We start from the raw sequence: 22,766 nt of genomic DNA on the forward strand, positions 1-22,766 counted from the left end.
TGGTCAGCTGGCGCCGAGGATGTCGACGACGAAGAACAGCGTGTCGGTGCCCTTGATGCCGGCCTGCTCGTTGCCCTGCTCGCCGTAGCCGTCGGCCGGCGGGATCTCGAGGATCACGCGGGAGCCCACGGTGCGGCCGACCAGGCGCTCGTCCCAGCCCGTGATGACCTGGCCGACGCCGATCGGGAACTCGGCGGGCTCCTTGCTGTAGGACTCGTCGAAGGGCTCGTCGGCGTTGTAGACCTGACCGAGGTAGTTGACGGTCAGCGTCTGGCCGGACTTCACCTTGGCGCCGTCGCCCTTGACGAGCGTGGTGGCGATCAGCTTGCCGGACGGCTCGTGAGCGGTGCTGAAGTCGAGACCGGTGATCACCCCGTCCTTCTCGATGAGGGTCGGCGCCCAGCCGGCAGGCTCCTTGTCCTCGCCCTGCGGGCCGTCGAGCGGGGGCACGGTCTCCTTGGCGCCGAGGATGTCGACGACCGCCAGGACGGAGTCCTTGTTGCCGATGCCGATGGTGGGGTTGCCCGACTCGCCGTAGGCCTTCTCCGCGGAGGTCAGCATGACGACGCGGTCGCCGACCTTCTTGCCGATCATCGCGTCGCGGAGGAACGGGAGGATGTCCTCGGAGAGCTCGACCGACTGCGTCGCGCCATCCTCGTCGTAGGTGCTCTGGGCCTCCTTCTGCGTGAAGCCGTTGCCGATCCACCAGTTGGCCTCTACGGTCTGGCCGTCCTCCACGGTGTCACCGTCACCCTCGACGAGGACCTCGGTCTCCTCCTTCGAGCCGTCGAGACGGCCGTCGAAGGTGACCTGGGGCTCCTCGCCCTGCTTGCCCTCGATCTTCACCGAGCTCAGCGTGGCGGTGCCCTGCGAGGAGTCACTGGACTCGGAGCCGCACGCGGCGAGCCCGAGCAGGCTGAGGGCGAGGACGCTGCTGAGGGCAGCGGAACGTACACGGGACACGTGGATCTTCCTCATCAATCGACAGGGGCGTTTGCCGGGTCACCCTATCCAGCGGGTCCTACCCGCGGGCGACGGCACCGCCGCACGCGGGCTCACATCCCGTCGATGAGCCTCTGCACACGCTCGTCGTAGGCCTTGAAGGGGTCCTTGCACAGCACCGTGCGCTGGGCCTGGTCGTTGAGCTTGAGGTGCACCCAGTCGACGGTGAAGTCACGGCGGCGCTCCTGGGCCTTGCGGATGAACTCCCCGCGCAGCCGCGCCCGGGTGTCCTGCGGCGGCACGCTCTTGGCCTCGAAGATCTTGAGGTCGCTGCTGACCCGGGCCACGGCGCCGCGCTTCTCGAGCAGGTAGTAGAGCCCGCGGCCACGGTGGATGTCGTGGTAGGCGAGGTCGAGCTGCGCGACGCGCGCGTCGCCGAGCGACAAGCCGTGCTTGGCGCGGTAGCGCTCGATGAGCTTGAGCTTGATGACCCAGTCGATCTCCCGGTCCACGAGCCCCAGGTCGTCGGACTCCACCGCCTTGAGGCCGCGCTCCCACAGGTCGAGCGCCCGCTCGATCGTGGGCGTCGAGATCTGGCGCCGGTCGACGAAGTCACGCGCCTTGGCGAGGTACTCGCCCTGGATCTCCAGGGCACTGGCCTCGCGGCCGTTGGCCAGGCGCACCTTGCGACGCCCGGTCGGGTCGTGGCTGATCTCGCGGATAGCCCGGATCGGGTTCTCCATGGTGAGGTCGCGCATCACCACGCCCTCCTCGATCATGCGCAGCACCAGGTCGCAGGAGGCCACCTTGAGCATCGTGGTGGTCTCGCTCATGTTGGAGTCACCGACGATCACGTGCAGGCGGCGGAACCGCTCGGCGTCCGCGTGCGGCTCGTCGCGGGTGTTGATGATCGGTCGGCTGCGGGTGGTGGCGCTGCTGACGCCCTCCCAGATGTGCTCGGCGCGCTGGCTGACGCTGTACGACGCGCCGCGCGGGGTCATCACGACCTTGCCGGCGCCCACGACGATCTGCCGGGTCACCAGGAACGGGATGAGGATGTCGGCCAGCCGGCTGAACTCACCGGCGCGACCGACGAGGTAGTTCTCGTGGCAGCCGTAGGAGTTGCCGGCGGAGTCGGTGTTGTTCTTGAAGAGGTAGATGTCGCCGGAGATGCCCTCCTCGTGGAGGCGAGCCTCCGCGTCGAGCAGCAGGCCCTCGAGGATCCGCTCCCCCGCCTTGTCGTGGGTGACGAGCTCGACGATGTCGTCACACTCGGGCGTGGCGTACTCCGGGTGGCTGCCGACGTCGAGGTAGAGCCGTGCCCCGTTGCGGAGGAAGACGTTGGACGAGCGGCCCCAGCTGACGACCTTGCGGAAGAGGTAGCGCGCCACCTCGTCGGGGCTCAGGCGCCGCTGGCCCTTGAACGTGCACGTGACGCCGTACTCGTTCTCGATGCCGAAGATCCGCCGGTCCACACCCCCAGCGTAGTCACGCCGCGGTTGAACGCAGCGGACTTCGGCGATCCGACACCGGGCTGGTCGGTCTTGACGGCTGGACGAGGCTCGGGTGAGCGTGGATCCATGGGACCCCGCCACCTCGTCGCGACCGCGCTGGTCGAGCCCCGGACCGTGGCGGACCTCGAGCTCCGGGTGATGACCGACGACCTGTGGCTCTGGCCGGTGCGCAGCGCGCCGGTCGTCGTCGACGGCGCCCGGATGGAGTTCCAGCTGCGCCGGCGCCTGGTCGAGCAGCGACGCGGCGAGTGGGACGACGCGGCCACCTGGACCCCGGTGTGGGTCGGGTTCGGCGATGCCTGGCACGAGTTCGGCCCCGACGGCAACGTCAAGCCCACGGGGCCACTGCCGTGGGCCGCGCACCAGCGGATGTGGCGCGCCCTGGACGACTTCGGCCCGTTCGTGCGCTACCGCCGCCGGCTCGGCGGCATCCCGACCGAGCCCACGACGGACTGGCCGGGGCTCCATCTCCGCTGACCGGAGGGCACCGTCCGCGACGCCCGCGGGCCCTTGGGCGGCTCCCCTACGGTGCGGGCATGGACGACAACACCCTCGACTCCTGGCCCGCGCAGGCGGCCCTGGCCATCGGCACAGGTGTGATCACCTCCCGCGTGGCGACGCACCGCTGGTCACGCCCGTCACGATGGCTCGTGCACGCAGGCACGGGCGCCGTCACGGGCGCCGCGACGGCACTCTCCCTGAGCCGGATGGACGGCTCGCCGGGCCCGGACGGCGCTCCCGCGGTGCGGCCGGGGACGGCCACGACCGTGGCGACGAGCATCGCGGTCGGCACTCTCGTCGGTGTCGTGAGCCGCGGAGCCGAGTCGGCGGACGCGTGGACGGAGCGCACCCTCGCCGCACGAGGCGTACGTCGTCCGCGGATGTGGATGGGCGTCGCTGCGGCCGGAGCCTCGCTGGCGATCAGCGTCGTCGATCGTCGGCGTGCTGCCCGCGGGCCCGCCGACGAGCAGCAGTCTCAGACCTCGCCCGGCCCCGGGGGCGGGGTGCCAGGAGCCGGAGGCTGACCCGTCCCGGGCTCCTGGCCCGGCTCAGGGGCGGACGGCTGCGGCGCGGGCGGCTGCGCCTCGCCCGGTGACGCCGGATCGACGGGTGCCTGCTCCTCGCCCGGCGGGGCGGTGGGCGGCGCGACGGGCGGTGCCACCGGGGGCTCGCCCGTGACGGGGTCCTCCAGCGGAGCGGTGGCACCCGAGACCTGGTCGGTCGGGTCCGCGGGGTCGTCGACCCCGGACTGGTGCGGGCCCGAGCCGGCGACCCGGTCCTCGGCCGACGGCGCGTCGGCCTCCGTCGGACCGCGCTCGCCGAGGATCTCCGCCAGCCTCGACTCACGCAGCCGCAGGAACTTGCGCGGCTGCGACCTCGTGCGGTCGAGGGCGGCGACCTCGAGCGCACCGGCAGGGATCACCCGGTCCTCGGACTCGGTGTGCCCGAGTGCGGCCACGGCCACCCGGAGCGCGTCCTCGAGGGGCGCGCCGGGCACGTAGTGCTCCTGCAGGTGAGCGGCGACGACGTCGGCTGCCCCGCCCATGACGGCGAAGCCGTGCTCGTCGGCCACCTGGCCGTCGTAGGTGAGGCGGTAGAGCTGGTCGTCCTCGGCGGCGTCGCCGATCTCCGCGACGAAGATCTCCACCTCGTAGGGCTTCTCGCCGCCCGAGGAGAAGATCGTGCCGAGGGTCTGGGCATAGGCGTTGGCCAGGCCGCGTCCGGTCACGTCGCGCCGGTCGTAGGCGTAGCCGCGCATGTCGGCGAGGCGGACGCCGGCGATGCGGAGGTTCTCGAACTCGTTGTAGCGACCGACCGCGGCGAACGCGATCCGGTCGTAGATCTCGCTGACCTTGTGCAGCGCCTGGGACGGGTTCTCCGAGACGAACAGCACGCCGTCGGCATACTGCACGGCGACGACGGAGCGACCGCGGGCGATGCCCTTGCGCGCGAAGTCGGCGCGGTCCTTCATCAGCTGCTCGGGCGAGACGTAGAACGGCATGGACATGTGAGGTGGCTCCTACGTCGTCAGGTGAGGGGCGCGGCGGGGCCGTCGGGTCGCTGCATCCGCGAGGCGAGCATCCGGTCCGCGATGGCCGAGACCTCCTCGTCGGGCATCCGCGCACCGCCCTCGGCGGTGATCACGTGGACGACCGGGAAGATGCGTCGCGTGATGTCGGGCCCGCCGGTCGCGGAGTCGTCGTCGGCTGCGTCGTAGAGCGCCTGGATGACAGCGGTCACGGCGCCCTCGGCGTCGAGGTCCTCGCGGTAGAGCTTCTTCAGCGAGCCGCGGGCGAACAGCGAGCCCGAGCCGACCGAGTGGAACGCGGTCTCCTCGTAGCGCCCGCCGGTCACGTCGTAGCTGAAGATCCGGCCCTGCTCGGCGACCAGGTCGTAGCCCGCGAAGAGCGGCACCACGGCCAGGCCCTGCATCGCCAGTCCGAGGTTGGCCCTGATGAGGGCGGCGAGGCGGTTGGCCTTGCCATCCATCGACAGCGTGGTGCCCTCGATCTTCTCGTAGTGCTCCAGCTCGGTCTGGAACAGGCGCACCATCTCGACGGCGAGGCCGGCGGTGCCCGCGATGCCGACGACGGAGAACTCGTCGGCGGGGAAGACCTTCTGGATGTCGCGCTGGGCGATGATGTTGCCCATCGTCGCTCGACGGTCGCCGGCCATGACCACACCGCCGGCGAAGGTCGCGGCGACGATCGTGGTGCCGTGGGGCGCCAGGTCACCGGCGTCGCCCGACGGTACGGCGCGGCGCGAGGGCAGCAGGTCGGGCGCCTGGACCCCGAGGAAGTCGGCGAAGCTCGACGTGCCGGGCGTCATGAACGACGTGGGCAGACGGGACTCGCTCATCGGGGTCACTGACCGCCCTTCTGGATGAACGACTTCACGAAGTCCTCGGCGTTGGTCTCGAGCACCTCGTCGATCTCGTCGAGGATCGCATCGACGTCCTCGTCGATCGTCTCCTTGCGCTCGGCGACGTCGGTCTCCACGACCTCCTCGCTCGCCGTCTCCTCCTGGGAGGACTTGCGCGGTTGCTTCTGCTCCTGGGCCATGTCTCGACCCTATCCACTCGCACCGACGTCACAAGGGAGATGCCCACCGTGGGGTGGCCTTGGTTGCGACACGCTCGCTGGCGCTCGCTGCTCAACCAGCGGCGCACCTGCTTGCTGGCGCTCGCTGCTCCACCAACGGGTCCGGCGCTCGCTGCTCGACCGGTGGTGGGTCAGCGGGTGATCGCGGCCACCAGCGCCTGTGCGGTCTCGCTGCGGTCGATCAGCTCGCCGACGTGGGCGCGGGTGCCACGGAGCGGGTCGATGGTCGGGACCCGCTGGAGCGACTCGCGGCCGGGCAGGTCGAAGATCACCGAGTCCCACGACGCGGCGGCCACCGAGTCGGCGTACTTGTCGAGGCACCGGCCGCGGAAGTAGGCGCGGGTGTCGACCGGCGGGTCGTGCATGGCTGCCTCGATGGCGGCGTCGTCGAGCAGGCGCCGGATCCGACCCGCCCCCGCGAGCCGGTGGTAGAGGCCCTTGTCGGGCCGGAGGTCGGCGTACTGCAGGTCGATGAGGTGCAGCTTGGCGTCGTCCCAGTCGAGGCCGTCGCGGTCGCGGTACTGGTTGAGGAGCTTGAGCTTGGCGACCCAGTCGAGCTCGGCGGCGCACTCCATCGGGTCGCGCTCGAGCCGGGTCAGCACCGACTCCCAGCGCGCCAGCACGTCGACGGTCTGCTCGTCGGCGTCGGCGCCGTAGCGGTCCTCGACGTACTTGCGGGCGAGCTCGAGGTACTCCAGCTGCAGCTGCACGGCCGTGATCCGACGGCCGTCGCGGAGGGTGATGAGCTGCTGGAGGGTCGGGTCGTGGGAGACCTCCCGGAGCGAGTTCACGGCGCCCTCGACGCTCAGGTCACGATCGATGAAGCCGTCCTCGATCATCGCCAGCACGAGCGCGGTCGTGCCGGCCTTGAGGTAGATCGAGATCTCGGCGAGGTTGGCGTCGCCGAGGATCACGTGGAGACGGCGGTAGACCGCGGGGTCGGCGTGCGGCTCGTCGCGCGTGTTGATGATCGGGCGCTTGAGGGTGGTCTCCAGGCCCACCTCGACCTCGAAGTAGTCCGAGCGCTGGCTGATCTGGAAACCGCGCTCCGGGGAGGTGTCGCGGCCGTCCTGGCCGATGCCGACGCGGCCGGCGCCGGTGACCACCTGGCGGGAGACGAAGAACGGCGTCAGGTGGCGCACGATCTCGGCGAACTGCGTCGAGCGCCGCATCAGGTAGTTCTCGTGGGCGCCGTAGGAGGCGCCCTTGTTGTCGGTGTTGTTCTTGTAGAGCAGGATCGGCGTGCTGCCGGGGACCTGCGCCGCCATGCGCGAGGCGTCGAGCATGACCTGCTCCCCCGCCTTCTCCCAGCGCACGACGTCGAGCGGGGTGGTGACCTCGGGCGAGGAGTACTCCGGGTGCGCGTGGTCGACGTAGAGCCGGGCACCGTTGGTGAGGATGACGTTGGCCAGGCCGAGGTCCTCGTCGGTGAGCTGGCTGGGGTCGGCGACCTGGCGGGCCATGTCGAACCCGCGGGCGTCGCGCAGAGGCGACTCCTCCTCGAAGTCCCAGCGGGCCCGACGTGCCCGCGCGGTCGAGGAGGCGTAGGCATTGACGATCTGGGACGAGGCGACCATGGGGTTGGCCGCGGGCTGTCCCTGCACCGAGATGCCGTACTCCACCTCGGTGCCCATCACCCGTCGTACGCTCATGTGATGAGCCTACGGGTGTGGGAGGAGCGGGTCGTTCCCCGTCTGGTCGACCTCAGCCTGCGCGGCCACGAGGTCGGCGAGCTGCGGGACGTGACGTGCGCGGGCCTGACCGGCCGGGTGCTGGAGGTCGGGTTCGGCGGCGGCCTCAACGTGCGGTGGTACCCGCCGGAGGTCGACGCGGTCACCGCCATCGAGCCGTCCGACCTCGGCTGGCAGCTGTCCGCGCGGCGGCGCGCCCGCACGCACCTGCCGATCCATCGCGCAGGCCTCGACGGCCAGCGGCTCGCACTGCCCGACGACTCCCACGACGCGGCCCTCGTCACCTTCAGCCTGTGCACGATCCCCGACCCGTTGCTCGCGCTGCGCGAGGCCCGGCGGGTGGTGCGCGGCGGTGGTCGCCTGCACGTGCTCGAGCACGGTCTGGCACCGCACGAGCCCGTGCGCCGTTGGCAACGACGGCTCGAGCCGCTGCAGCGCGCGGTGGCCGGCGGCTGTCACCTCACCCGCGACGTCCCGGCGATGGTCGCTGCGGCGGGCTGGGAGGTGGAGGACCTCGAGCAGGACTACCTGCCGGGGCCGTCGGCGTCGCGCCCGTGGGTGTTCGTGACCCGCCTGCGCGCCGTGTGAGGCACGCCGGAGCCGGAGGCTCAGCGGCCGCGGCGCAGGAACCCCAGCAGGAACAGCACGACGACGATGATCACGACGATGATGATGATGGATCGCATGCGACCAACCTACGCCTCCTGTGAGCCGCGCCACTCCCTCCGCAGGGGTACGGCGCGTCCGGGCTCGCTCACGGACGCGACTGCCACGCGTGCGCGATGTTGACCGCGACGATGCCGGCGAGCGTCACCAGGAGAGCGACGAACTGCTCGTTGACGCCCAGCACGATGCTGATCGGGATGCACGCGACCAGCGAGATGATCGCCAGCGCCAGCTGGCGTGCACCCGCGCCGGCGACCGCCGACGTGCGCTGCTGCTGGAGGGCGACCTGCTCGGCGACGCGCTGCTCGACGACCCGCTCGATCCGGTCGGCGAACCCGTCGACGAGCTCGGCGTCGTAGCGCGCGCCGAGCTCGCGGCGGGTCGCCAGCGCGGCCTCGATGTCGCTGTGCCCGAGCTCCTCCTCGCGAGCCATCGCGCGTGCCCGACCGGCCTCAGAGGTACTGGCCGGTGTTGGCGACGGTGTCGATCGATCGTCCCGGCTCGGTGCCCTGCTTGCCGGTGATGAGGGTGCGGATGAACACGATCCGCTCCCCCTTCTTGCCCGAGATCCGCGCCCAGTCGTCGGGGTTGGTCGTGTTGGGCAGGTCCTCGTTCTCCTTGAACTCGTCCACGCACGCCTGGAGCATGTGCTGGACCCGGAGGCCGCGCTGGGCGGGGTTGAGGTCGCTGTCGAGGAAGTCCTTGATCGCCATCTTCTTCGCGCGGTCGACGATGTTCTGGATCATCGCCCCCGAGTTGAAGTCCTTGAAGTAGAGGACCTCCTTGTCGCCGTTGGCGTAGGTGACCTCCAGGAAGCGGTTCTCCTCGGTCTCGGTGTACATCCGCTCGACCGTCGCCCGGATCATCGCGTTCACCGTCGCTGCGCGGTCCTCGCCGAACTCGGCGAGGTCGTCGGCGTGAAGGGGCAGCGTCTGGGTGAGGTACTTGGAGAAGATGTCGCGGGCCGACTCGGCGTCGGGCCGCTCGATCTTGATCTTCACGTCGAGGCGACCGGGGCGGAGGATGGCCGGGTCGATCATGTCCTCGCGGTTGGACGCGCCGATGACCAGCACGTTCTCCAACGCCTCGACACCGTCGATCTCGCTGAGCAGCTGGGGCACGATCGTGTTCTCCACGTCGGAGGAGACGCCCGACCCGCGCGTGCGGAACAGGGAGTCCATCTCGTCGAAGAACACGATGACGGGGGTGCCGAGCGAGGCCTTCTCCCGCGCCCGCTGGAAGACCAGCCGGATGTGGCGCTCGGTCTCACCGACGTACTTGTTGAGCAGCTCGGGGCCCTTGATGTTGAGGAAGTAGGACTTCCCCGAGGCGCCGGTGCGCTCGGCGACCTTCTTGGCCAGCGAGTTGGCGACCGCCTTGGCGATCAGCGTCTTGCCGCAGCCGGGCGGGCCGTAGAGCAGCACGCCCTTCGGCGGCTTGAGCTCGTGGTCCTTGAACAGCTCGGGGTGGAGGTAGGGCAGCTCGACCGCATCGCGGATCGCGTCGATCTGGGTGGTGAGCCCGCCGATCTGCGTGTAGTCGATGTCGGGCACCTCCTCCAGGACGAGCTCCTCGACCTCGGACTTCGGCACGACCTCGTAGACGTAGCCCGCGCGGGTGTCGAGCAGCAGCGAGTCGCCCGCGCGGATCGTCATGTCCTCGGCGCGCAGCGGCTCGGCGAGGCGGACGACGCGCTCCTCGTCGGCGTTGGCGATCACCAGGGCACGCTCGCCGTCGGCGAGGATCTCCTTGAGCATGACCACCTCGCCGACCTGCTCGAAGTCGAGCGCGGCGACGACGTTGAGGGCCTCGTTGAGCATGACCTCCTGCCCGCGCACCAGGGCGTCGAGCTCGACCGCCGGACTGACGCTCACCCGGAGCTTGCGGCCGCCGGTGAAGACGTCGACGGAGTCGTCGTCGTTGCGGGCGAGGAAGGTGCCGAAGCCGGCCGGCGGCTGGGCGAGCCGGTCGACCTCCTCCTTGAGGGTGGTGATCTGGTCGCGGGCGTCGCGCAGCGTCTGCGCGAGCCGTTCGTTCTGGCTCGAGACCGCGGCCAGCGAGCGCTGGGCGTCGCTCAGACGCTTCTCCAGGCCGTGGGACTGTCCGGGCACGTCGTCCAGGCGGCGGCGCAGGTCGGTGACCTCGGCCTCCAGGTAACGCACCTGAGTGGCAAGTTGCTCGCGTGTCGGCTCAGACATCTCGCACCTCCTGCTTCATGACACTACCCATGAACCGGAGGGACGGAAGTGGATATCTCGCCGTGTTGGTCACCGTTTGGCAACGGCGGCCCGGAGCCTCAGGCGTCGTCGCGCTCCGTCTCGGGCGGAGGTACGTCGGCGGGGCGCGGGCCGGTGTAGTCGGGACCGTAGGCACCGGGGGCGGGCCGGCGGGTATTGCGGGGCGGCGTCTCCCCCGGCGCCATCCGCCGCGCGGTGACCAGGAAGGCGGTGTGGCCGATCATCTTGTGACCGGGGCGCACGGCGAGACCCTCGACGTGCCAGTCGCGCACGAGGGACTCCCACGGCTGCGGCTCGGTGAAGCCACCGTGGACCCGCAGGGTCTCCACGACGCGTGAGAGCTGCGTGGTCGTGGCGACGTACGCGCACACGATGCCGCCGGGCACCAGCGCGTCGGCGACCGCGTCGACGCAGTTCCAGGGGTCGAGCATGTCGAGGATGATCCGGTCGACCTGCGCGCCCAGGGACGGCAGGCCCTCCTTGAGGTCGCCCAGGCGCAGGTCCCAGGCGGGGTGTGTCTGGCCGTCGGGCGCTGAGAAGAACTGGTCGACGTTGCGACGCGCGACCTCGGCGAACTCCTCACGCAGCTCGAAGGACGTGACACGTCCCCAGGGGCCGACGGCGCGGAGGAGCGAGCAGGTGAGCGCGCCCGAGCCGGCGCCGGCCTCGACGACGCGCGCCCCGGGGTAGATGTCTGCCAGAGCGACGATCTGGGCGGCGTCCTTCGGGTAGACGACCGCGGCGCCGCGCGGCATCGACACCACGAACTCGTTGAGCAGCGGCCGGAAGACCAGGTACTGGCCGCCGGCGGAGGAGACGAGGGTGAACCCCTCCTCGCGCCCGATCATGTCGTCGTGGTCGAGGTGGCCCTTGTTGGAGAAGAACCGCTTGCCGGCGACGAGCTCGAAGTTGTGCTTGCGGCCCTTGTTGTCGACCAGGCGCACCCACTCGCCCTCGCGCAGGGGCCCGCGGTGGACGCCGGACCAGGCCTCGGCGGGGACGTCGGCTGGGTCATCGGTGGAACGCTCGAACATGCCGCGAACCCTAGTGGCCAGAACGCCGGAATCCCTCAGCGACGAGCGTTCGCCCGGAACGCGCGGTCCACGTCGGCGGTGGCGAGAACGCCGTAGATCCGGCCGTCGGTCTCCACGAGGAGGTACTCGTCGGCCGGGTGGCTGCTGATCGCCTGGACGAGCTCCTCGCCGGCGACCGTGGCAGGCAGCGTCAGCCCGTCCTCGAGCGAGCGGGTGACGGTCGAGACCGCGACCCATGGCCGACGCTCGACGGGCATGGCCGTGACGGCGGCCTCGCTGACGATGCCGAGCGGCGCACCGTCGCGCGAGACGGTGACGATGCTGCCTGCCTGGGCGTCCTGGGCTCGTCGGACGGCCTCCGCGAGCGGCAGGTCGGCGGGGACGGTGAGCGTGCGTCGGGCGAGCGGGCGTGCGACGAGCGCAGGGAGGCGCTCGCGGATCCGCGCGTGCGCCATGGCCGCCGTCGCACCGGTCCAGAGGAACAGCCCGAGGATGAACACCAGGACCAGGTCCAGGATCGTCGGCTCCACGCCGGTCACCCGCTCCTGCACGATCGGCCAGGCCAGCAGTGCGAGCGCGGTCAACCGACCGCCCCAGCCGGCGACGATCGTCGCCCGGTGCTGGTTGCCGGTGGCTCCCCACACGAGGGCCTTCAGCACGCGGCCGCCGTCGAGCGGCAGCCCGGGCACGAGGTTCAGCACGCCGATGACCAGGTTGGCACCGGCCAGGCCCTCGATCGCCACCCGGACGAGGCCCGCGGGCACGAGGAACCACAGGCCGACCGCGGCCACGCCGACGGCGACCGAGGTCAGCGGACCGACGACTGCGATCCAGAACTCGTGCCGCGGCTTGCGGGAGGTGCCCTCGATCTCGGTCATGCCGCCGAGGAAGTGGAGCGTGATCGAGTTGACGCCGTAGCCGAGGCGCTGGGCCACCACGGCGTGCGAGGCCTCGTGGAGCAGCACGGACAGGTAGAGCACGACCGCGAAGACGAAGCCGGCGACGTACTTCCAGATGCCCAGCCCGGGCTCGACCTGCTCGATGCGGGGAGCGAAGGCGAACGAGATCAGCAGGGCCACGATGAGCCACGAGCTCGTGATGAGCACGTCGATGCCGACGATCGACCCGATCCGCACGGTGCCCGGACGCCTGGGCGCACGCGGCGAACGGCCCTGGACGGGCGCTGGATCGGTGGGTTCGGGCACGGGTCGACCCTAGCCAACGCCACCGACGCCTCCCGCAGGCTGTCGGACCCCTCGCCTAGGGTGAGGCGCGCCATGTCGATCCCTGCCGCTCCCTCACCCGCCGACCGGGTGTCGACCCCCGTCGACGGCGTCGACGTCCTCGGCGCGCTCTCGCCGAGCCGCGCGGGCGACTTCATGGCGTGCCCCCTGATGTATCGCTACCGCACCATCGACCGTCTCCCCGAGAGGCCCTCCCCCGACGCCGTGCGTGGCACGGTCGTCCACAAGGTGCTCGAGGACCTCTTCGACCTGCCGGCCTCCGACCGCACGCCGGAGCAGGCCTCCGCCATGCTGGTCCCCGCCTGGGAGACGATCCTCGAGGCCGAGCCCGAGCTGTCCGCGATGTTCGGCGACGAGGGGCCCGACCTGGCGGCGTGGCTCGCCTCGTGCCACACGGTGCTCGAGCGCTACTTCGACCTCGAGGACCCGCGCCGGCTCGAGCCGGCCGAGCGCGAGCTCTACGTCGAGGCGCTGCTCGACTCGAAGCTGCTGCTGCGCGGCTTCGTCGACCGCGTCGACGTGGCGCCGGATGGACGCATCAGGGTGGTGGACTACAAGACATCCAGGTCGCCTCACGTCGACTACGAGGCCAGGGCGCTGTTCCAGATGAAGTTCTACGCGCTGGTCATCTGGCGACTGCGGGGCACCGTGCCCTCGGTGCTGCAGCTGATCTACCTCGGCAACGGTGAGGTCCTGCGCTACTCCCCCGACGAGGACGACCTGCGTGCCACCGAGCGCAAGGTCGAGGCTCTGTGGCGAGCCATCCAGCTCGCTCGTGAGACCGGCGACTGGCGGGCGAGCCCGAGCCGCCTGTGCGACTGGTGCTCGTTCCACGAGTTCTGCCCGACGAAGGGCGGCACGATCCCACCCCTACCCGCAGCGGACCACACCGTCGCGAGGTCGGGCGGCACGCATGACCCCACCGGAAACGAGGATGGTGGCGGCGAGACCGCCGTGGATACGTTCCACGCATGACGACGTCCCACGGGTGGAAGCACGACGCCGAGACCGGTCGCCAGCGCTGGTTCGACGGCGAGCGGTTCACACAGTTCTTCGCCGACGAGCATCCCGACGCCCCGGGCGCGCGCGAGGCACTGGCTCGCCAGTCCGTCGTCCGGTCTCCCTACGACCAGGCGGCGGCGCACGCGGGTCGCCCTCTGAGCCCGCCTCCGGTCAATGGCGCTCCGCAGCAGTCCTGGGCACCATCCGACGGCTCGGCGCGGGGCAGGTCCCCGTCGAGCCGTTCCCCGTGGCTCGGTTGGTGGATGCTCGCGTGCGGGCTGGTCGGCCTGCTCCTGCTGCTCGGCGTCCCGATCGTGATGACTCTCGCCGCGATGGGGCGCTGACCCTCCACCCCGACGAGGACCTCGCACGCGCCCCGACGTCGCAGGCCCGCTCGTGCGGGCCCGCGACGTCACTCGTGCCTCACGCGCCGTCGCGACCCATCGAGGCGATCGAGGCCTTGCGCTCCGACGCCTCGGCGGAGAGGTCGAGACCCCGCGGACGCTCGTTCTCCTCGGCCATGAGCTGCTCGACGTCGACGGCCGTCGGGTTGTCGAGCACCTCGGCGAGGCGTTCGCGATCCAGGTCGCCGGTCCAGCGCGCGATCACCAGGGTGCCGATCCCGTTGCCGGTGAGGTTGGTCAGGGCGCGACCCTCGGACATGAAGCGGTCGATGCCCACGATGAGGGCCAGGCCGACCATCGGGATGATGTGGTCGAACGCCGCGATCGACGCCGCGAGGGTGACCAGGCCGGCGCCGGAGACACCGGCGGCACCGTTGGAGGACACCAGCATGAACAGCAGCAGTCCGATCTGGGTGCTGAGCGGGACGTCGACGTCGAAGGCCTGCGCGATGAAGAGCGCACCCATCGTCATGTAGATCGCGGTCCCGTCGAGGTTGAACGAGTACCCCGTCGGGATCGTCAGGCCGACCACGTGCTTGGGCGTCCCGGCGGCCTCCAGCTTGGTCATCATCCGCGGCAGCACGGTCTCCGACGACGACGTGCCGAGCACGATGAGCAGCTCGTCCTTGATGTAGCGGACGTACTTGAAGATGCTGAAGCCGGAGAGCCAGCAGATCGGCCCGAGGAACAGGAACACGAACGCCAGGCAGGTGAGCCAGAAGGTCCCCATGAACATGGCGAGGTTGCCGAGGATGGCGCTGCCGTGCTCGCCGATCGTGAACGCGATGCCGCCGAAGGCGCCGATCGGGGCGACCCACATGACGAGCTTGATGACCCCGAACATCACCTTGACGAACGTGTCGAGCGCCGAGACGACGCTGTCGCCGCGCGGTCCGAGCATCGTGATCGCGACACCGACGAGGATCGCGAGCAGCAGCACCTGCAGGAGCTGTCCGTCCACGAAGGCCGACATGAACGAGGTCGGCACGAGGCCGAGGACGAAGTCGGTGAATCCCTGTCCGGCAGCGGCGTTCGCGCTCTCGATGGTCTTCTCGGCGGCCGAGCCGTCGAACGACTCGACGTCGTAGCCCAGGCCGGCGCCGGGCCGCAGGAGGTTGATCGTCACGAGCCCGATGCCCAGGGCGACCACGGTGGTGGCGTTGAAGTAGACGATCGTGCGCAGCGCGAGCCCGCCGACCTTGGCGAGGTTGCCGAGGCCGGCGATGCCGACCACGACGGTGGCGAAGATCGTGGGGGCGATGACGACCTTGACCAGGCCGATGAACAACGTCGCGAGCCACTGCATCCTGGCGCCCACCTCGGGCATCGTGATGCCGACCACCACACCGCAGGCGATGCCGACGAGGACCCAGAAGTAGAGCTGGTGCCAGATCCGCTTCTGCCGACGCGGTGGCGCCTGCGCTGTGGTCGTTGCGTCAGTCATGCGGTGCCTCCTGGTCGGCGTGTGGGAGACGTCACTCTGCTGGCCTGTGGCGCCCGTCACCACCGGGCGGCGCGATTCTTCAGACGGCCTTGGGACAGGGAGACGATGCTCGGGCATGCCCTAGGGTCGAGGAATGCCTCCGCCCGTCGAGCTCGACCGGCGCGGCGCCCTTCGACTGGGCGGCCTGGGGTTCCTGGGCGTGACGACGCCGTTCGTCGCCGCCTGCTCCCCGCGACTCCCTGCGCCCCGAGCACTGCGCCTGGCCACGGGGCCGCCCGGTGCGGTGTTCCGCGAGGTGGGCCGCGCGTTCGCCCCGCTGCTGGAGCGTGAGTGGCCGGGGTGCCGCGTCCGCGTGGACGAGACCGCCGCGTCGTCGGAGAACGCCGACCTGCTGGTGGCGGGCGAGGCCGACCTGGGCTTCGTGAACGTGGACGTGGCGCGTGAGCACCGGGGCGACCTGACGGCCCTCGCCAGGGTCTTCGACTCGGTGCTGCACGTGGTGGTGGCGCAGCGCTCGGACGTACGCACCTTCGCCGACCTGGACGGCCGGCCGGTCGCAGCCGGCCTGCGCGAGTCCGGCTCCCGCTACCTGGTGGACCGGCTCGTCGACGTCACCGGTGTGCGCCCCGTCCTGCGCAGCTACACCCAGGAGGCGTCGGTGCGAGCCCTCCGCGAGGGCAGCGTCGAGGCAGCCTTCAGCCTCACCGGCATGCCGACACCGGCCGTGCGGACGCTGGCCACCACGACCCTCGACGACGGTGGCGGTACCCGCCTGCTGGATCTCGGGAGGGAGACCCGCGAGCTCGAGCGGCGCTACCCCGAGGAATACTTCACGGTGACCATCCCGTCGTCGATGTATCCGCCACTGTCGGCCGCGACGACCCTGACGGTGCCGAGCCTGCTGGCGTGCCGGTCCGACCTGCCACTCGATGTCGCACGCACCGTCGCACGCGTGCTGATGGAGCATGCCCCCGAGCTCTCCGACGTCCGGCCGGAGGCGGGCCAGATCAACGCACGCACGGCGTCGTCGACCGTCCCCGTGTCGCTCCACCCCGGTGCCGCCGACTACTTCCGGTCCGCGAAGCCGTGACGCCGACGCGGAACGGCTACTCCTCCGCCGGTGGGAGGAGCAGGACGACGGTCAGGCCACCGCCGGGCGTCTCCTCGAGCACCAGTCGGCCGCCGACGTCCTCCAGCACCTGGGTGAGGATCGTGAGGCCCAGACCCGTGCCGGTGACGTTCTGCACGCGGGCGGAGCGCCAGAAGCGCTGCGTGGCGCGCCCGCGCTCGTCCGCGGTCAGCCCGTGACCGTCGTCGACCACGGCCAGCCGGTAGCCCTCGGGGCGGGAGGTGCCCTCCACCCGCACCGAGCTGCCGCCTGAGAGCCGTACGGCGTTGGACACCAGCTCGTCGACGGCCGCGGCCAGACCGCCTGTCGGCTCGAGGACGCATCGGTGGGCATCGGACACGGCGACGACGAGCGCCATGCCGGCGTCGTCGCACGCCGAGCGCCAGTGTCGCTCGCGGGAGCCCAGCGCACCGTCGATCCTCGACACCTGTGCCGGTCGGGTCTGCAGGCGCGTGGCGGCGAGCAGTCCCTCGACGACCGCGGTCATCCGATCGACGTCGTCGATCGCGTCCAGGTAGGTCTGCTCGGCGACGGGATCGTCCTCGAGGTGTGGTTGCAGGTTCTCCACCGCGAGCCTCGTGGACGCGATGGGGTTGCGCAGCTGGTGCGACGCGTCGGCGAGGAACTCCTGCTGCCGCTGGACGGTCGTCGAGACGGACTCGACCATGCGGTTGAACGTGTGTCCCAGCCCGCGCAGCTCAGGTGGTCCCGAGGCGGTGGCAGCGCGTGCGTCGAGGTCGCCGCGCGCCACCGCCACGGCCGAGAGCTCCAGGTCCTCGACCGGCCTCATCAGCCAGCGCGACAACGGCCACAGCCCGAGGACCAGCAGCGCGGCCGGGACGGTCAGCAGTGCGGCGATCAGTCCCCACTCGCGCAGCACGGCCGTCCGCACCGACGCCGTCGGAGCCTCGATGACGAGGGCGGCGATCACCTGCGAGTCGCGCCCCACGGGCACCACGACGTGCGTGGTCGCCGCGGACCACGGCAGGATCCGCGCGGGCAGCGTAGGTGACTGGCCAGCCAGGACGTCCTGCACGGAGTCCTCCACGCTCCCGGGCGGCGCGCCGCCCGTGGTGCCGTGCAGGACGGTGGCCTCGCGGTCGACGAGCCAGACGGGAGAGTCGTAGAGGTCTGCGTAGGCGTCGAGCTCGGCGCGAAGTCGCTGCAACGAGCTGTCGTCCTCCGCGGCGAGCGCGGTCAGGGCCGCGACGGTGAAGCGTGACCCGTCACCCAGCCGGTCCGACCCGAGGTCCGCGGTGTGCCGGTCCGCCACCGTGCCCGCCACCGGGATCGCGACCGCGAGCACCAGCAGCATCAGGAGGGGTGCGACGGCGACGAGGAGGCGTCGCCGCATCAGGACTCCGTGGCCAGGCGGTAGCCCGCACCGCGGACGGTCGTGATCGACACCTGGCCGCCGACCTTGGAGCGCAACGACGCCATGTGGGTGTCGAGGGTGCGGGAGCCGCCCTCGGTGACCGAGTTCCAGATCTGGTCGACGAACCGCTGGCGGGGCACGACGGCGCCGTCGGCCTCGACGAGGAGCTGCAGCACCTGGGTCTCGATCCCGGTCAGCGACGCCTCCCAGGCGACGTCCGTGCGCCGGACCACCTGGCCGGTGACGTCGAGCTCGACCGGACCGGTGACGACGGTCGTCGAGGTCGGTGCTCGGCGCAGCGCGCGGGTGCGCCGGGAGACCGCCTCGACCCGCGCCACCAGCTCGGCCAGGCTGAACGGCTTCACCACGTAGTCGTCCGCGCCCGCGCGCAGCCCGATGACCCGCTCGTGCTCCTCGCCGCGGGCGGTGACCACGATCGTCGCGGTGGCGGGCTGGTCACGCAGACGTCGTACGACATCGCCGCCGTCACCGTCCGGCAGGCCCATGTCGACGAGCGCCACGTCCGGCGACTCCTCGTCGATGAGCTCCAGGGCCTCCGCGACGGAGGCGGCTCGCAGCACGCGGTAGCCATGGCGCAGGAGCGCACGGATCAGGCCGCGCGCGACCCGGTCGTCGTCCTCCACCACCAGCACCCGCACGCCGACACCCTAGTCAGTGGGACCGCTGCGCCCTGCCGGGTCGTCGGTGGGCGCCTGCTCCTGCGCCGCGGGCTGTCAGTACGCCTCGGGCGGCAGGTCGGGCGTGCTCACCTCGGGCGCGGCGATGCCCTCCGGGACGATCTCCGCCTCGACCTCGTGCGGGGTGACCTCACCCGCCGCGATCTGCTCGGCGAAGTGGCAGGCCACGCGGTGGCCGCTGGAGGCGCCGGCCACCTCGACGACCCGCAGCTGCGGCCGCTCGGTGTCACAGAGGGTCTCCTGCCGCCACGGGCAGCGGGTGTGGAAGCGGCAGCCGGACGGCGGGTTGGCGGGTGAGGGCAGGTCACCGGTCAGCAGGATCTGCTCGCGCGAGTCCTCCACCACGGGGTCGGGCACCGGCACCGCGGACATCAGCGCCCGCGTGTAGGGGTGGAGCGGCACGTCGTAGAGCTCACGTGCGGGCGACTCCTCCACCAGCGCGCCGAGGTACATCACGCCGATCCGGTCGCTGATGTGGCGGACCACGGCGAGGTCGTGGGCCACGACGAGGTAGGTGAGCCCGAACTCGTCCTGGAGGTCCTGGAGCAGGTTGATGACCTGGGCCTGGATCGAGACGTCGAGCGCGCTCACGGGCTCGTCGGCGACGATGAGGTCGGGGTTCACCGACAGCGCGCGTGCGATGCCGACCCGTTGGCGCTGACCACCGGAGAACTCGTGGGGGTACTTGCTCAGCGCTGCGGGTGGCAGCCCGACGGCCGACATCAGCTCACGCAGCCGGGTGTGCGTCGCCGACGTGTCGGTGTCGAGGCCGTGGGCGTGCAGCCCCTCGAGCAGCAGTGACTCCACCGTCTGACGCGGGTCGAGGCTCGAGAGCGGGTCCTGGAAGACCATCTGGAAGCGCTTGCGCTCGCGCCGCAGGTCCTCGCCCTTGAGCGAGGCGATGTCGGTGCCGTCGAAGACCACCGACCCCGCGGTCGGCGGCTCGAGGTTGAGGATGGCCTTGCCCAGGGTGGACTTGCCGCACCCCGACTCGCCCACCAGGCCGTAGGTCTCGCCACGGTGGATGCTGAGGTCGACGCCGTCCACGGCGCGGACGTGCCCGACCGTGCGGTCGAAGATGATCCCGCTCTTGATCGGGAAGTGCACCTCGAGGCCGCTGACCTGCACGAGGACGTCTCCGTCGGCAGCTCGCTCGCGGGTGGTGTCGCTCGGGGTCTCGCTCACGGCGTACCTCCCATCGGGTTGAAGCACCGGTGGCCGACGACGTGGTCGCCCTCCCACTCGGGCGTGTGGCTGGTGCAGGCGTCGACGACCTGCGAGCAGCGCGGCGCGAAGGCGCACGCGGACGCCCACGGCAGGTTGTCGGCCACCGACCCCGGCACCGGGTCGAGCTTCTCCCCGAGGGGCGCGTCGAGTCGCGGGATCGAGTTGAGCAGGCCCACGGTGTAGGGGTGCCTCGGGCGCTTGAACAGGCCGTGCCGCCCACCGCGCTCGACCACCTTGCCGCCGTAGAGGACGTTGACCTCGTCGCACAACCCGGCCACGACGCCGAGGTCGTGGGTGATCATCACCAGCGCGGTGCCGGTGTCGACGACGAGCTCCTTGAGCAGGGCCAGGATCTGCGCCTGGATCGTGACGTCGAGCGCGGTGGTCGGCTCGTCGGCGATCAGCAGCCGTGGGTTGCAGGCCAGCGCCATCGCGATCAAGGCACGCTGTCGCATGCCACCGCTGAGCTGGTGGGGGTAGTTGACCAGTCGCGCCTTCGGGTCGGGGATCCCGACCCGCTCGAGGAGGTCGCGTGCCTTCGGCGTCGCCTGCTTGCGGCTGAGTCCCTGGTGACGCTCCATCACCTCGGTCACCTGGCGGCCGATGGTGATCACCGGGTTCAGCGAGGAGAGCGGGTCCTGGAAGATCATCGCGATCTCCGCTCCGCGCCGGTCCCGCATCGCCGACGGCGACAGCGTGAGCAGGTCCTCGCCGTCGAAGACCGCCTTGCCCTCGACCGTGTTGCCGCGCTCGGGCAGCAGGCCCATGATCGCCAGCGACGTGACGGACTTGCCGCAGCCGGACTCGCCGACCAGACCCACGGTCTGTCCTGGACGTACGTCGAAGCTGACGCCGTCGACGGCCTTGAACGCCGCGTCGCCCTGGCGCTGGAAGGTGACCCTCAGGTCGCGCACCGAGAGCAGTGGCTCGCTCGCGCCCCTCGGATGGCGGGTGGCCTGTGCCTGCGTCATCGCGTCACCTCCGCGTCTTCGGGTCGAGGGCCTCGCGCAGCGACTCGCCCATGAGCGTGAAGCCGAGCGCGACCACGATGATGCAGCCGGCCGGGTAGAACGCCAGGTGGGGTGCCTCGGAGATGTACTTCTGGGCGAGGCCGAGCATCTGTCCCCATTCGGGTTGTCTCTGGTCGGGGTTGCCGAGCCCCAGGAAGGACAGCGCCGCGGCGTCGATGATGGCGACGGCCAGCGACAGCGTCGCCTGCACGATGACGGGCCCGAGCGAGTTGGGCAGCATGTGCCGGAACACGATCGCACGCGGACGTACGCCGAGGGACCGCGCGGCGAGCACGTGGTCGCTCCCCCGCTGCGCGAGCATCGAGCCGCGCAGGAGTCGCGCGAAGATCGGCACCTGGATGACTGCGATGGCCACGATCAGGGTCCACTGGCTGGGAGAGCGGGCGAGCGAGGCGATCGTGAACGCCAGCAGCAGCGACGGGACCGAGAGCATCACGTCGACGATGCGCATGACGAGGGAGTCGACCCAGCCGCCGATCGCGCCGGCCACCGTGCCGAGCGTGATGCCCCCGGCCAGTCCGAAGAGCGTGGCGAAGACGCCGACGATGAGGGTCTGCCGACTGCCGACGAGCAGCCGCGAGAACAGGTCGCGACCGCGGTCGTCGCCGCCGAGCAGGTGCCCCGGCTCGGGACCGGGCACCGGGTTGGTCTGGGGACGGACCTGGTCGAGCAGCGGTCGCGCGGTGACGTCCCACGGCGCGATCCACGGCGAGATGATCGCCAGCACGATGAACGCGAGGGTGATGGCGGCACCGAGCAGGAAGATCGGGTTGCGCCGCAGGCGCTTCCACGCACTGCGGATCAGGGAGACGCCGGGCTCGTCGTCGACCGTGCCGGCCGTGGCCAGCGCGTCGATCCGGTCCCTGCGCACCTGGCCGTAGGAGGGACGCCTGGCGCGCCCGCCGTCGGGCGGCGTGGGCGTGCGGCCGTCGCGGTCCTCGGACATCCGGCTCACCTCGTCCTGATCCGGGGGTCGATCACGGCGTAGGCGATGTCGACGAGCAGGTTGACCAGCACGTAGATGACCGCCGCAGCCAAGATGAGCACCTGCAGCACCGGGTAGTCCTTGTCGCGGAACGCCGTGGCGAGCGCGTCGCCGACGCCGCGGAAGGAGAAGACCGTCTCGGTGAGCACGGCTCCGGCCAGGAGACCGCCGATCTGGAGACCGATGGTGGTGACCACCGGCAGCATCGCGTTGCGCAGCACGTGCCGCGCGCGGATGACGCGCGTGGTGAGGCCCTTCGCCTCGGCCGTGCGGACGTAGTCCTCGTCGAGCACGTCGAGCACGGCTGCCCGGGTGATCCGGAAGATCACCGCGAACGGGATCGTGGCGAGGGCCACCGCGGGCAGGATGAGGTGCTTGATGGCGTCCCAGGCGGCGTCCCACTCCCGGGTCAGGATGCCGTCCAGGACGAACATGCCGGTGATCCGCGTCGCGTCGAGTCCGGTGCTCTGGCGACCCGAGACCGGCAGGAGGTTCCACTCGACGGCGAAGAAGTACTTGAGGAGGAACGCGGTGAAGAAGACCGGCACGGCGATCCCGACGAGGGAGAAGATCACCGCGCCGTTGTCGATGACCGACCCTCGACGCCGTGCGGCGAGGTAGCCGAGCGGGATGCCGAGGGCGATCGCGAGCACCATGGCGACGAAGGAGAGCTCGATCGTGGCGGGAAGCCGGTCGAGGAACACCTGGAGGGCGTCCTCACCGGGGAGCACCTTGGTCGAGACGCCGAAGTTGCCCTGCAGGGCACGCTCCAGGAACTTCAGGTACTGCACGGGCAGCGGCTGGTCGAGGCCGAGCGCGGCCTCCAGCGCGGCCCGGCGCTCGGGGGTCTGGCGCTCCCCCAGGATCGCCGACACCGGCCCGCCCGGCAGGGATCGCAGCCAGGCGAAGACGAGCATCGACAGGACGAGGACGACCACGCACATCTGCAGCAGTCGTCGTACGACGAAGCGGATCAAGGGTTCTCCTCACACACGCCTGCGCGGGTCCGGGGGCCGCCTGGACGACCCCCGGACGTCACGCA

Annotated in this window: 23 protein-coding genes; 6 read left to right on the plus strand and 17 right to left on the minus strand. The window is 71.0% G+C overall.

The window, feature by feature from the left end; all coding sequences use genetic code 11:
• Positions 1 to 3 precede the first annotated feature (3 nt).
• A complete protein-coding gene (locus IEZ25_RS22185) occupies positions 4 to 963 on the minus strand; it encodes an FKBP-type peptidyl-prolyl cis-trans isomerase (RefSeq protein WP_191198797.1) in 960 nt (319 codons plus the stop codon).
• Positions 964 to 1,055: 92 nt separating this feature from the next.
• Positions 1,056 to 2,417, minus strand: a complete 1,362-nt coding sequence (gene pafA / locus IEZ25_RS07480; RefSeq protein ID WP_191198798.1) for a Pup--protein ligase — start codon at positions 2,415 to 2,417, stop codon at positions 1,056 to 1,058.
• A 105-nt stretch (positions 2,418 to 2,522) separates the two neighbouring features.
• On the opposite strand from pafA, the gene IEZ25_RS07485 reads away from it, so the two are divergent.
• Both IEZ25_RS07485 and IEZ25_RS07490 read left to right on the plus strand, forming a co-directional pair.
• On the plus strand, positions 2,523 to 2,933 hold the full coding sequence (locus IEZ25_RS07485; protein ID WP_191198799.1) for a hypothetical protein: 411 nt from the start codon (positions 2,523 to 2,525) through the stop codon (positions 2,931 to 2,933).
• 59 nt (positions 2,934 to 2,992) lie between these two features.
• A complete protein-coding gene (locus tag IEZ25_RS07490; protein WP_191198800.1) occupies positions 2,993 to 3,481 on the plus strand; it encodes a hypothetical protein in 489 nt (162 codons plus the stop codon).
• Here the strand turns inward: IEZ25_RS07490 and prcA are convergent.
• The 4 genes from prcA to dop form a co-directional block, all read right to left on the minus strand.
• Entirely contained in the window at positions 3,433 to 4,464 is a 1,032-nt protein-coding gene (prcA, locus tag IEZ25_RS07495) for a proteasome subunit alpha (RefSeq protein ID WP_191198801.1), read from the minus strand. The two genes, IEZ25_RS07490 and prcA, sit on opposite strands and share 49 nt — an antisense overlap.
• Before the next feature lie 20 nt (positions 4,465 to 4,484).
• Entirely contained in the window at positions 4,485 to 5,315 is an 831-nt protein-coding gene (prcB, locus tag IEZ25_RS07500; protein ID WP_191198802.1) for a proteasome subunit beta, read from the minus strand.
• Between the two features lie 5 nt (positions 5,316 to 5,320).
• Complete coding sequence (locus tag IEZ25_RS07505; RefSeq protein WP_191198803.1) at positions 5,321 to 5,518, minus strand: ubiquitin-like protein Pup; 198 nt, start codon at positions 5,516 to 5,518, stop codon at positions 5,321 to 5,323.
• 170 nt (positions 5,519 to 5,688) lie between these two features.
• Positions 5,689 to 7,209 (minus strand): depupylase/deamidase Dop, encoded by a 1,521-nt coding sequence (gene dop, locus IEZ25_RS07510; RefSeq protein WP_191198804.1) that lies wholly within the window; start codon positions 7,207 to 7,209, stop codon positions 5,689 to 5,691.
• 3 nt (positions 7,210 to 7,212) lie between these two features.
• Here dop and IEZ25_RS07515 point away from each other — a divergent pair, with 3 nt between their 5' ends.
• Entirely contained in the window at positions 7,213 to 7,836 is a 624-nt protein-coding gene (locus IEZ25_RS07515; RefSeq protein WP_191198805.1) for a class I SAM-dependent methyltransferase, read from the plus strand.
• Between the two features lie 166 nt (positions 7,837 to 8,002).
• Here IEZ25_RS07515 and IEZ25_RS07520 read toward each other — a convergent pair whose 3' ends face one another.
• From IEZ25_RS07520 to IEZ25_RS07535, 4 genes are all read right to left on the minus strand, one after another.
• Complete coding sequence (locus IEZ25_RS07520; protein ID WP_191198806.1) at positions 8,003 to 8,347, minus strand: hypothetical protein; 345 nt, start codon at positions 8,345 to 8,347, stop codon at positions 8,003 to 8,005.
• Positions 8,348 to 8,366: 19 nt separating this feature from the next.
• The gene (gene arc, locus IEZ25_RS07525; RefSeq protein ID WP_191198807.1) at positions 8,367 to 10,112 is read right to left on the minus strand and encodes a proteasome ATPase; all 1,746 of its coding nucleotides are present in this window, start codon (positions 10,110 to 10,112) and stop codon (positions 8,367 to 8,369) included.
• A gap of 98 nt (positions 10,113 to 10,210) precedes the next feature.
• Positions 10,211 to 11,185 (minus strand): tRNA (adenine-N1)-methyltransferase, encoded by a 975-nt coding sequence (locus IEZ25_RS07530; protein ID WP_191198808.1) that lies wholly within the window; start codon positions 11,183 to 11,185, stop codon positions 10,211 to 10,213.
• A gap of 35 nt (positions 11,186 to 11,220) precedes the next feature.
• Positions 11,221 to 12,390, minus strand: a complete 1,170-nt coding sequence (locus IEZ25_RS07535; RefSeq protein ID WP_318152098.1) for a site-2 protease family protein — start codon at positions 12,388 to 12,390, stop codon at positions 11,221 to 11,223.
• 72 nt (positions 12,391 to 12,462) lie between these two features.
• Here IEZ25_RS07535 and IEZ25_RS07540 point away from each other — a divergent pair, with 72 nt between their 5' ends.
• Together IEZ25_RS07540 and IEZ25_RS07545 are read left to right on the plus strand one after the other, a co-directional pair.
• On the plus strand, positions 12,463 to 13,404 hold the full coding sequence (locus tag IEZ25_RS07540) for a RecB family exonuclease (protein ID WP_191198809.1): 942 nt from the start codon (positions 12,463 to 12,465) through the stop codon (positions 13,402 to 13,404).
• Positions 13,401 to 13,775, plus strand: a complete 375-nt coding sequence (locus tag IEZ25_RS07545; protein ID WP_191198810.1) for a hypothetical protein — start codon at positions 13,401 to 13,403, stop codon at positions 13,773 to 13,775. Before IEZ25_RS07540 ends, IEZ25_RS07545 begins: the two co-directional genes overlap by 4 nt.
• Before the next feature lie 79 nt (positions 13,776 to 13,854).
• Here IEZ25_RS07545 and dctA read toward each other — a convergent pair whose 3' ends face one another.
• Positions 13,855 to 15,279 (minus strand): C4-dicarboxylate transporter DctA, encoded by a 1,425-nt coding sequence (gene dctA / locus IEZ25_RS07550; protein ID WP_191198811.1) that lies wholly within the window; start codon positions 15,277 to 15,279, stop codon positions 13,855 to 13,857.
• Between the two features lie 133 nt (positions 15,280 to 15,412).
• Between dctA and IEZ25_RS07555 the strand changes: the two genes are divergently transcribed.
• Positions 15,413 to 16,369, plus strand: a complete 957-nt coding sequence (locus tag IEZ25_RS07555) for a TAXI family TRAP transporter solute-binding subunit (protein ID WP_191198812.1) — start codon at positions 15,413 to 15,415, stop codon at positions 16,367 to 16,369.
• A gap of 16 nt (positions 16,370 to 16,385) precedes the next feature.
• Here IEZ25_RS07555 and IEZ25_RS07560 read toward each other — a convergent pair whose 3' ends face one another.
• From IEZ25_RS07560 to IEZ25_RS07585, 6 genes are all read right to left on the minus strand, one after another.
• Positions 16,386 to 17,762: a HAMP domain-containing sensor histidine kinase gene (locus IEZ25_RS07560; RefSeq protein WP_191198813.1), complete on the minus strand. Its 1,377-nt coding sequence runs from the start codon at positions 17,760 to 17,762 to the stop codon at positions 16,386 to 16,388.
• A complete protein-coding gene (locus IEZ25_RS07565; RefSeq protein WP_191198814.1) occupies positions 17,762 to 18,442 on the minus strand; it encodes a response regulator transcription factor in 681 nt (226 codons plus the stop codon). The genes IEZ25_RS07560 and IEZ25_RS07565 overlap by 1 nt, the downstream gene beginning before the upstream one ends.
• 75 nt (positions 18,443 to 18,517) lie before the next feature.
• Entirely contained in the window at positions 18,518 to 19,666 is a 1,149-nt protein-coding gene (locus IEZ25_RS07570) for an ABC transporter ATP-binding protein (protein ID WP_191198815.1), read from the minus strand.
• Positions 19,663 to 20,679: an ABC transporter ATP-binding protein gene (locus IEZ25_RS07575; protein WP_191198816.1), complete on the minus strand. Its 1,017-nt coding sequence runs from the start codon at positions 20,677 to 20,679 to the stop codon at positions 19,663 to 19,665. The genes IEZ25_RS07570 and IEZ25_RS07575 overlap by 4 nt, the downstream gene beginning before the upstream one ends.
• Before the next feature lie 4 nt (positions 20,680 to 20,683).
• The gene (locus tag IEZ25_RS07580) at positions 20,684 to 21,685 is read right to left on the minus strand and encodes an ABC transporter permease (protein WP_191198817.1); all 1,002 of its coding nucleotides are present in this window, start codon (positions 21,683 to 21,685) and stop codon (positions 20,684 to 20,686) included.
• A 5-nt stretch (positions 21,686 to 21,690) separates the two neighbouring features.
• Entirely contained in the window at positions 21,691 to 22,701 is a 1,011-nt protein-coding gene (locus tag IEZ25_RS07585; protein WP_191198818.1) for an ABC transporter permease, read from the minus strand.
• Between the last annotated feature and the right edge of the window lie 65 nt (positions 22,702 to 22,766).

The organism is Nocardioides hwasunensis (assembly GCF_014779665.1).
GTDB classification, from domain to species: Bacteria; Actinomycetota; Actinomycetes; order Propionibacteriales; family Nocardioidaceae; genus Nocardioides; species Nocardioides hwasunensis.

Excerpts from the sequence above, each read along its gene's own strand:
- IEZ25_RS07485 (WP_191198799.1), top strand. The coding sequence starts at position 2,523 with ATGGGACCCCGCCACCTCGTCGCGACCGCGCTGGTCGAGCCCCGGACC.
- IEZ25_RS07490 (WP_191198800.1), top strand. The coding sequence starts at position 2,993 with ATGGACGACAACACCCTCGACTCCTGGCCCGCGCAGGCGGCCCTGGCC.
- prcA (WP_191198801.1), bottom strand. The coding sequence starts at position 4,464 with ATGTCCATGCCGTTCTACGTCTCGCCCGAGCAGCTGATGAAGGACCGC.
- prcB (WP_191198802.1), bottom strand. The coding sequence starts at position 5,315 with ATGAGCGAGTCCCGTCTGCCCACGTCGTTCATGACGCCCGGCACGTCG.
- IEZ25_RS07505 (WP_191198803.1), bottom strand. The coding sequence starts at position 5,518 with ATGGCCCAGGAGCAGAAGCAACCGCGCAAGTCCTCCCAGGAGGAGACG.
- dop (WP_191198804.1), bottom strand. The coding sequence starts at position 7,209 with ATGAGCGTACGACGGGTGATGGGCACCGAGGTGGAGTACGGCATCTCG.
- IEZ25_RS07515 (WP_191198805.1), top strand. The coding sequence starts at position 7,213 with ATGAGCCTACGGGTGTGGGAGGAGCGGGTCGTTCCCCGTCTGGTCGAC.
- IEZ25_RS07520 (WP_191198806.1), bottom strand. The coding sequence starts at position 8,347 with ATGGCTCGCGAGGAGGAGCTCGGGCACAGCGACATCGAGGCCGCGCTG.
- arc (WP_191198807.1), bottom strand. The coding sequence starts at position 10,112 with ATGTCTGAGCCGACACGCGAGCAACTTGCCACTCAGGTGCGTTACCTG.
- IEZ25_RS07530 (WP_191198808.1), bottom strand. The coding sequence starts at position 11,185 with ATGTTCGAGCGTTCCACCGATGACCCAGCCGACGTCCCCGCCGAGGCC.
- IEZ25_RS07540 (WP_191198809.1), top strand. The coding sequence starts at position 12,463 with ATGTCGATCCCTGCCGCTCCCTCACCCGCCGACCGGGTGTCGACCCCC.
- IEZ25_RS07545 (WP_191198810.1), top strand. The coding sequence starts at position 13,401 with ATGACGACGTCCCACGGGTGGAAGCACGACGCCGAGACCGGTCGCCAG.
- dctA (WP_191198811.1), bottom strand. The coding sequence starts at position 15,279 with ATGACTGACGCAACGACCACAGCGCAGGCGCCACCGCGTCGGCAGAAG.
- IEZ25_RS07555 (WP_191198812.1), top strand. The coding sequence starts at position 15,413 with ATGCCTCCGCCCGTCGAGCTCGACCGGCGCGGCGCCCTTCGACTGGGC.
- IEZ25_RS07560 (WP_191198813.1), bottom strand. The coding sequence starts at position 17,762 with ATGCGGCGACGCCTCCTCGTCGCCGTCGCACCCCTCCTGATGCTGCTG.
- IEZ25_RS07575 (WP_191198816.1), bottom strand. The coding sequence starts at position 20,679 with ATGACGCAGGCACAGGCCACCCGCCATCCGAGGGGCGCGAGCGAGCCA.
- IEZ25_RS07580 (WP_191198817.1), bottom strand. The coding sequence starts at position 21,685 with ATGTCCGAGGACCGCGACGGCCGCACGCCCACGCCGCCCGACGGCGGG.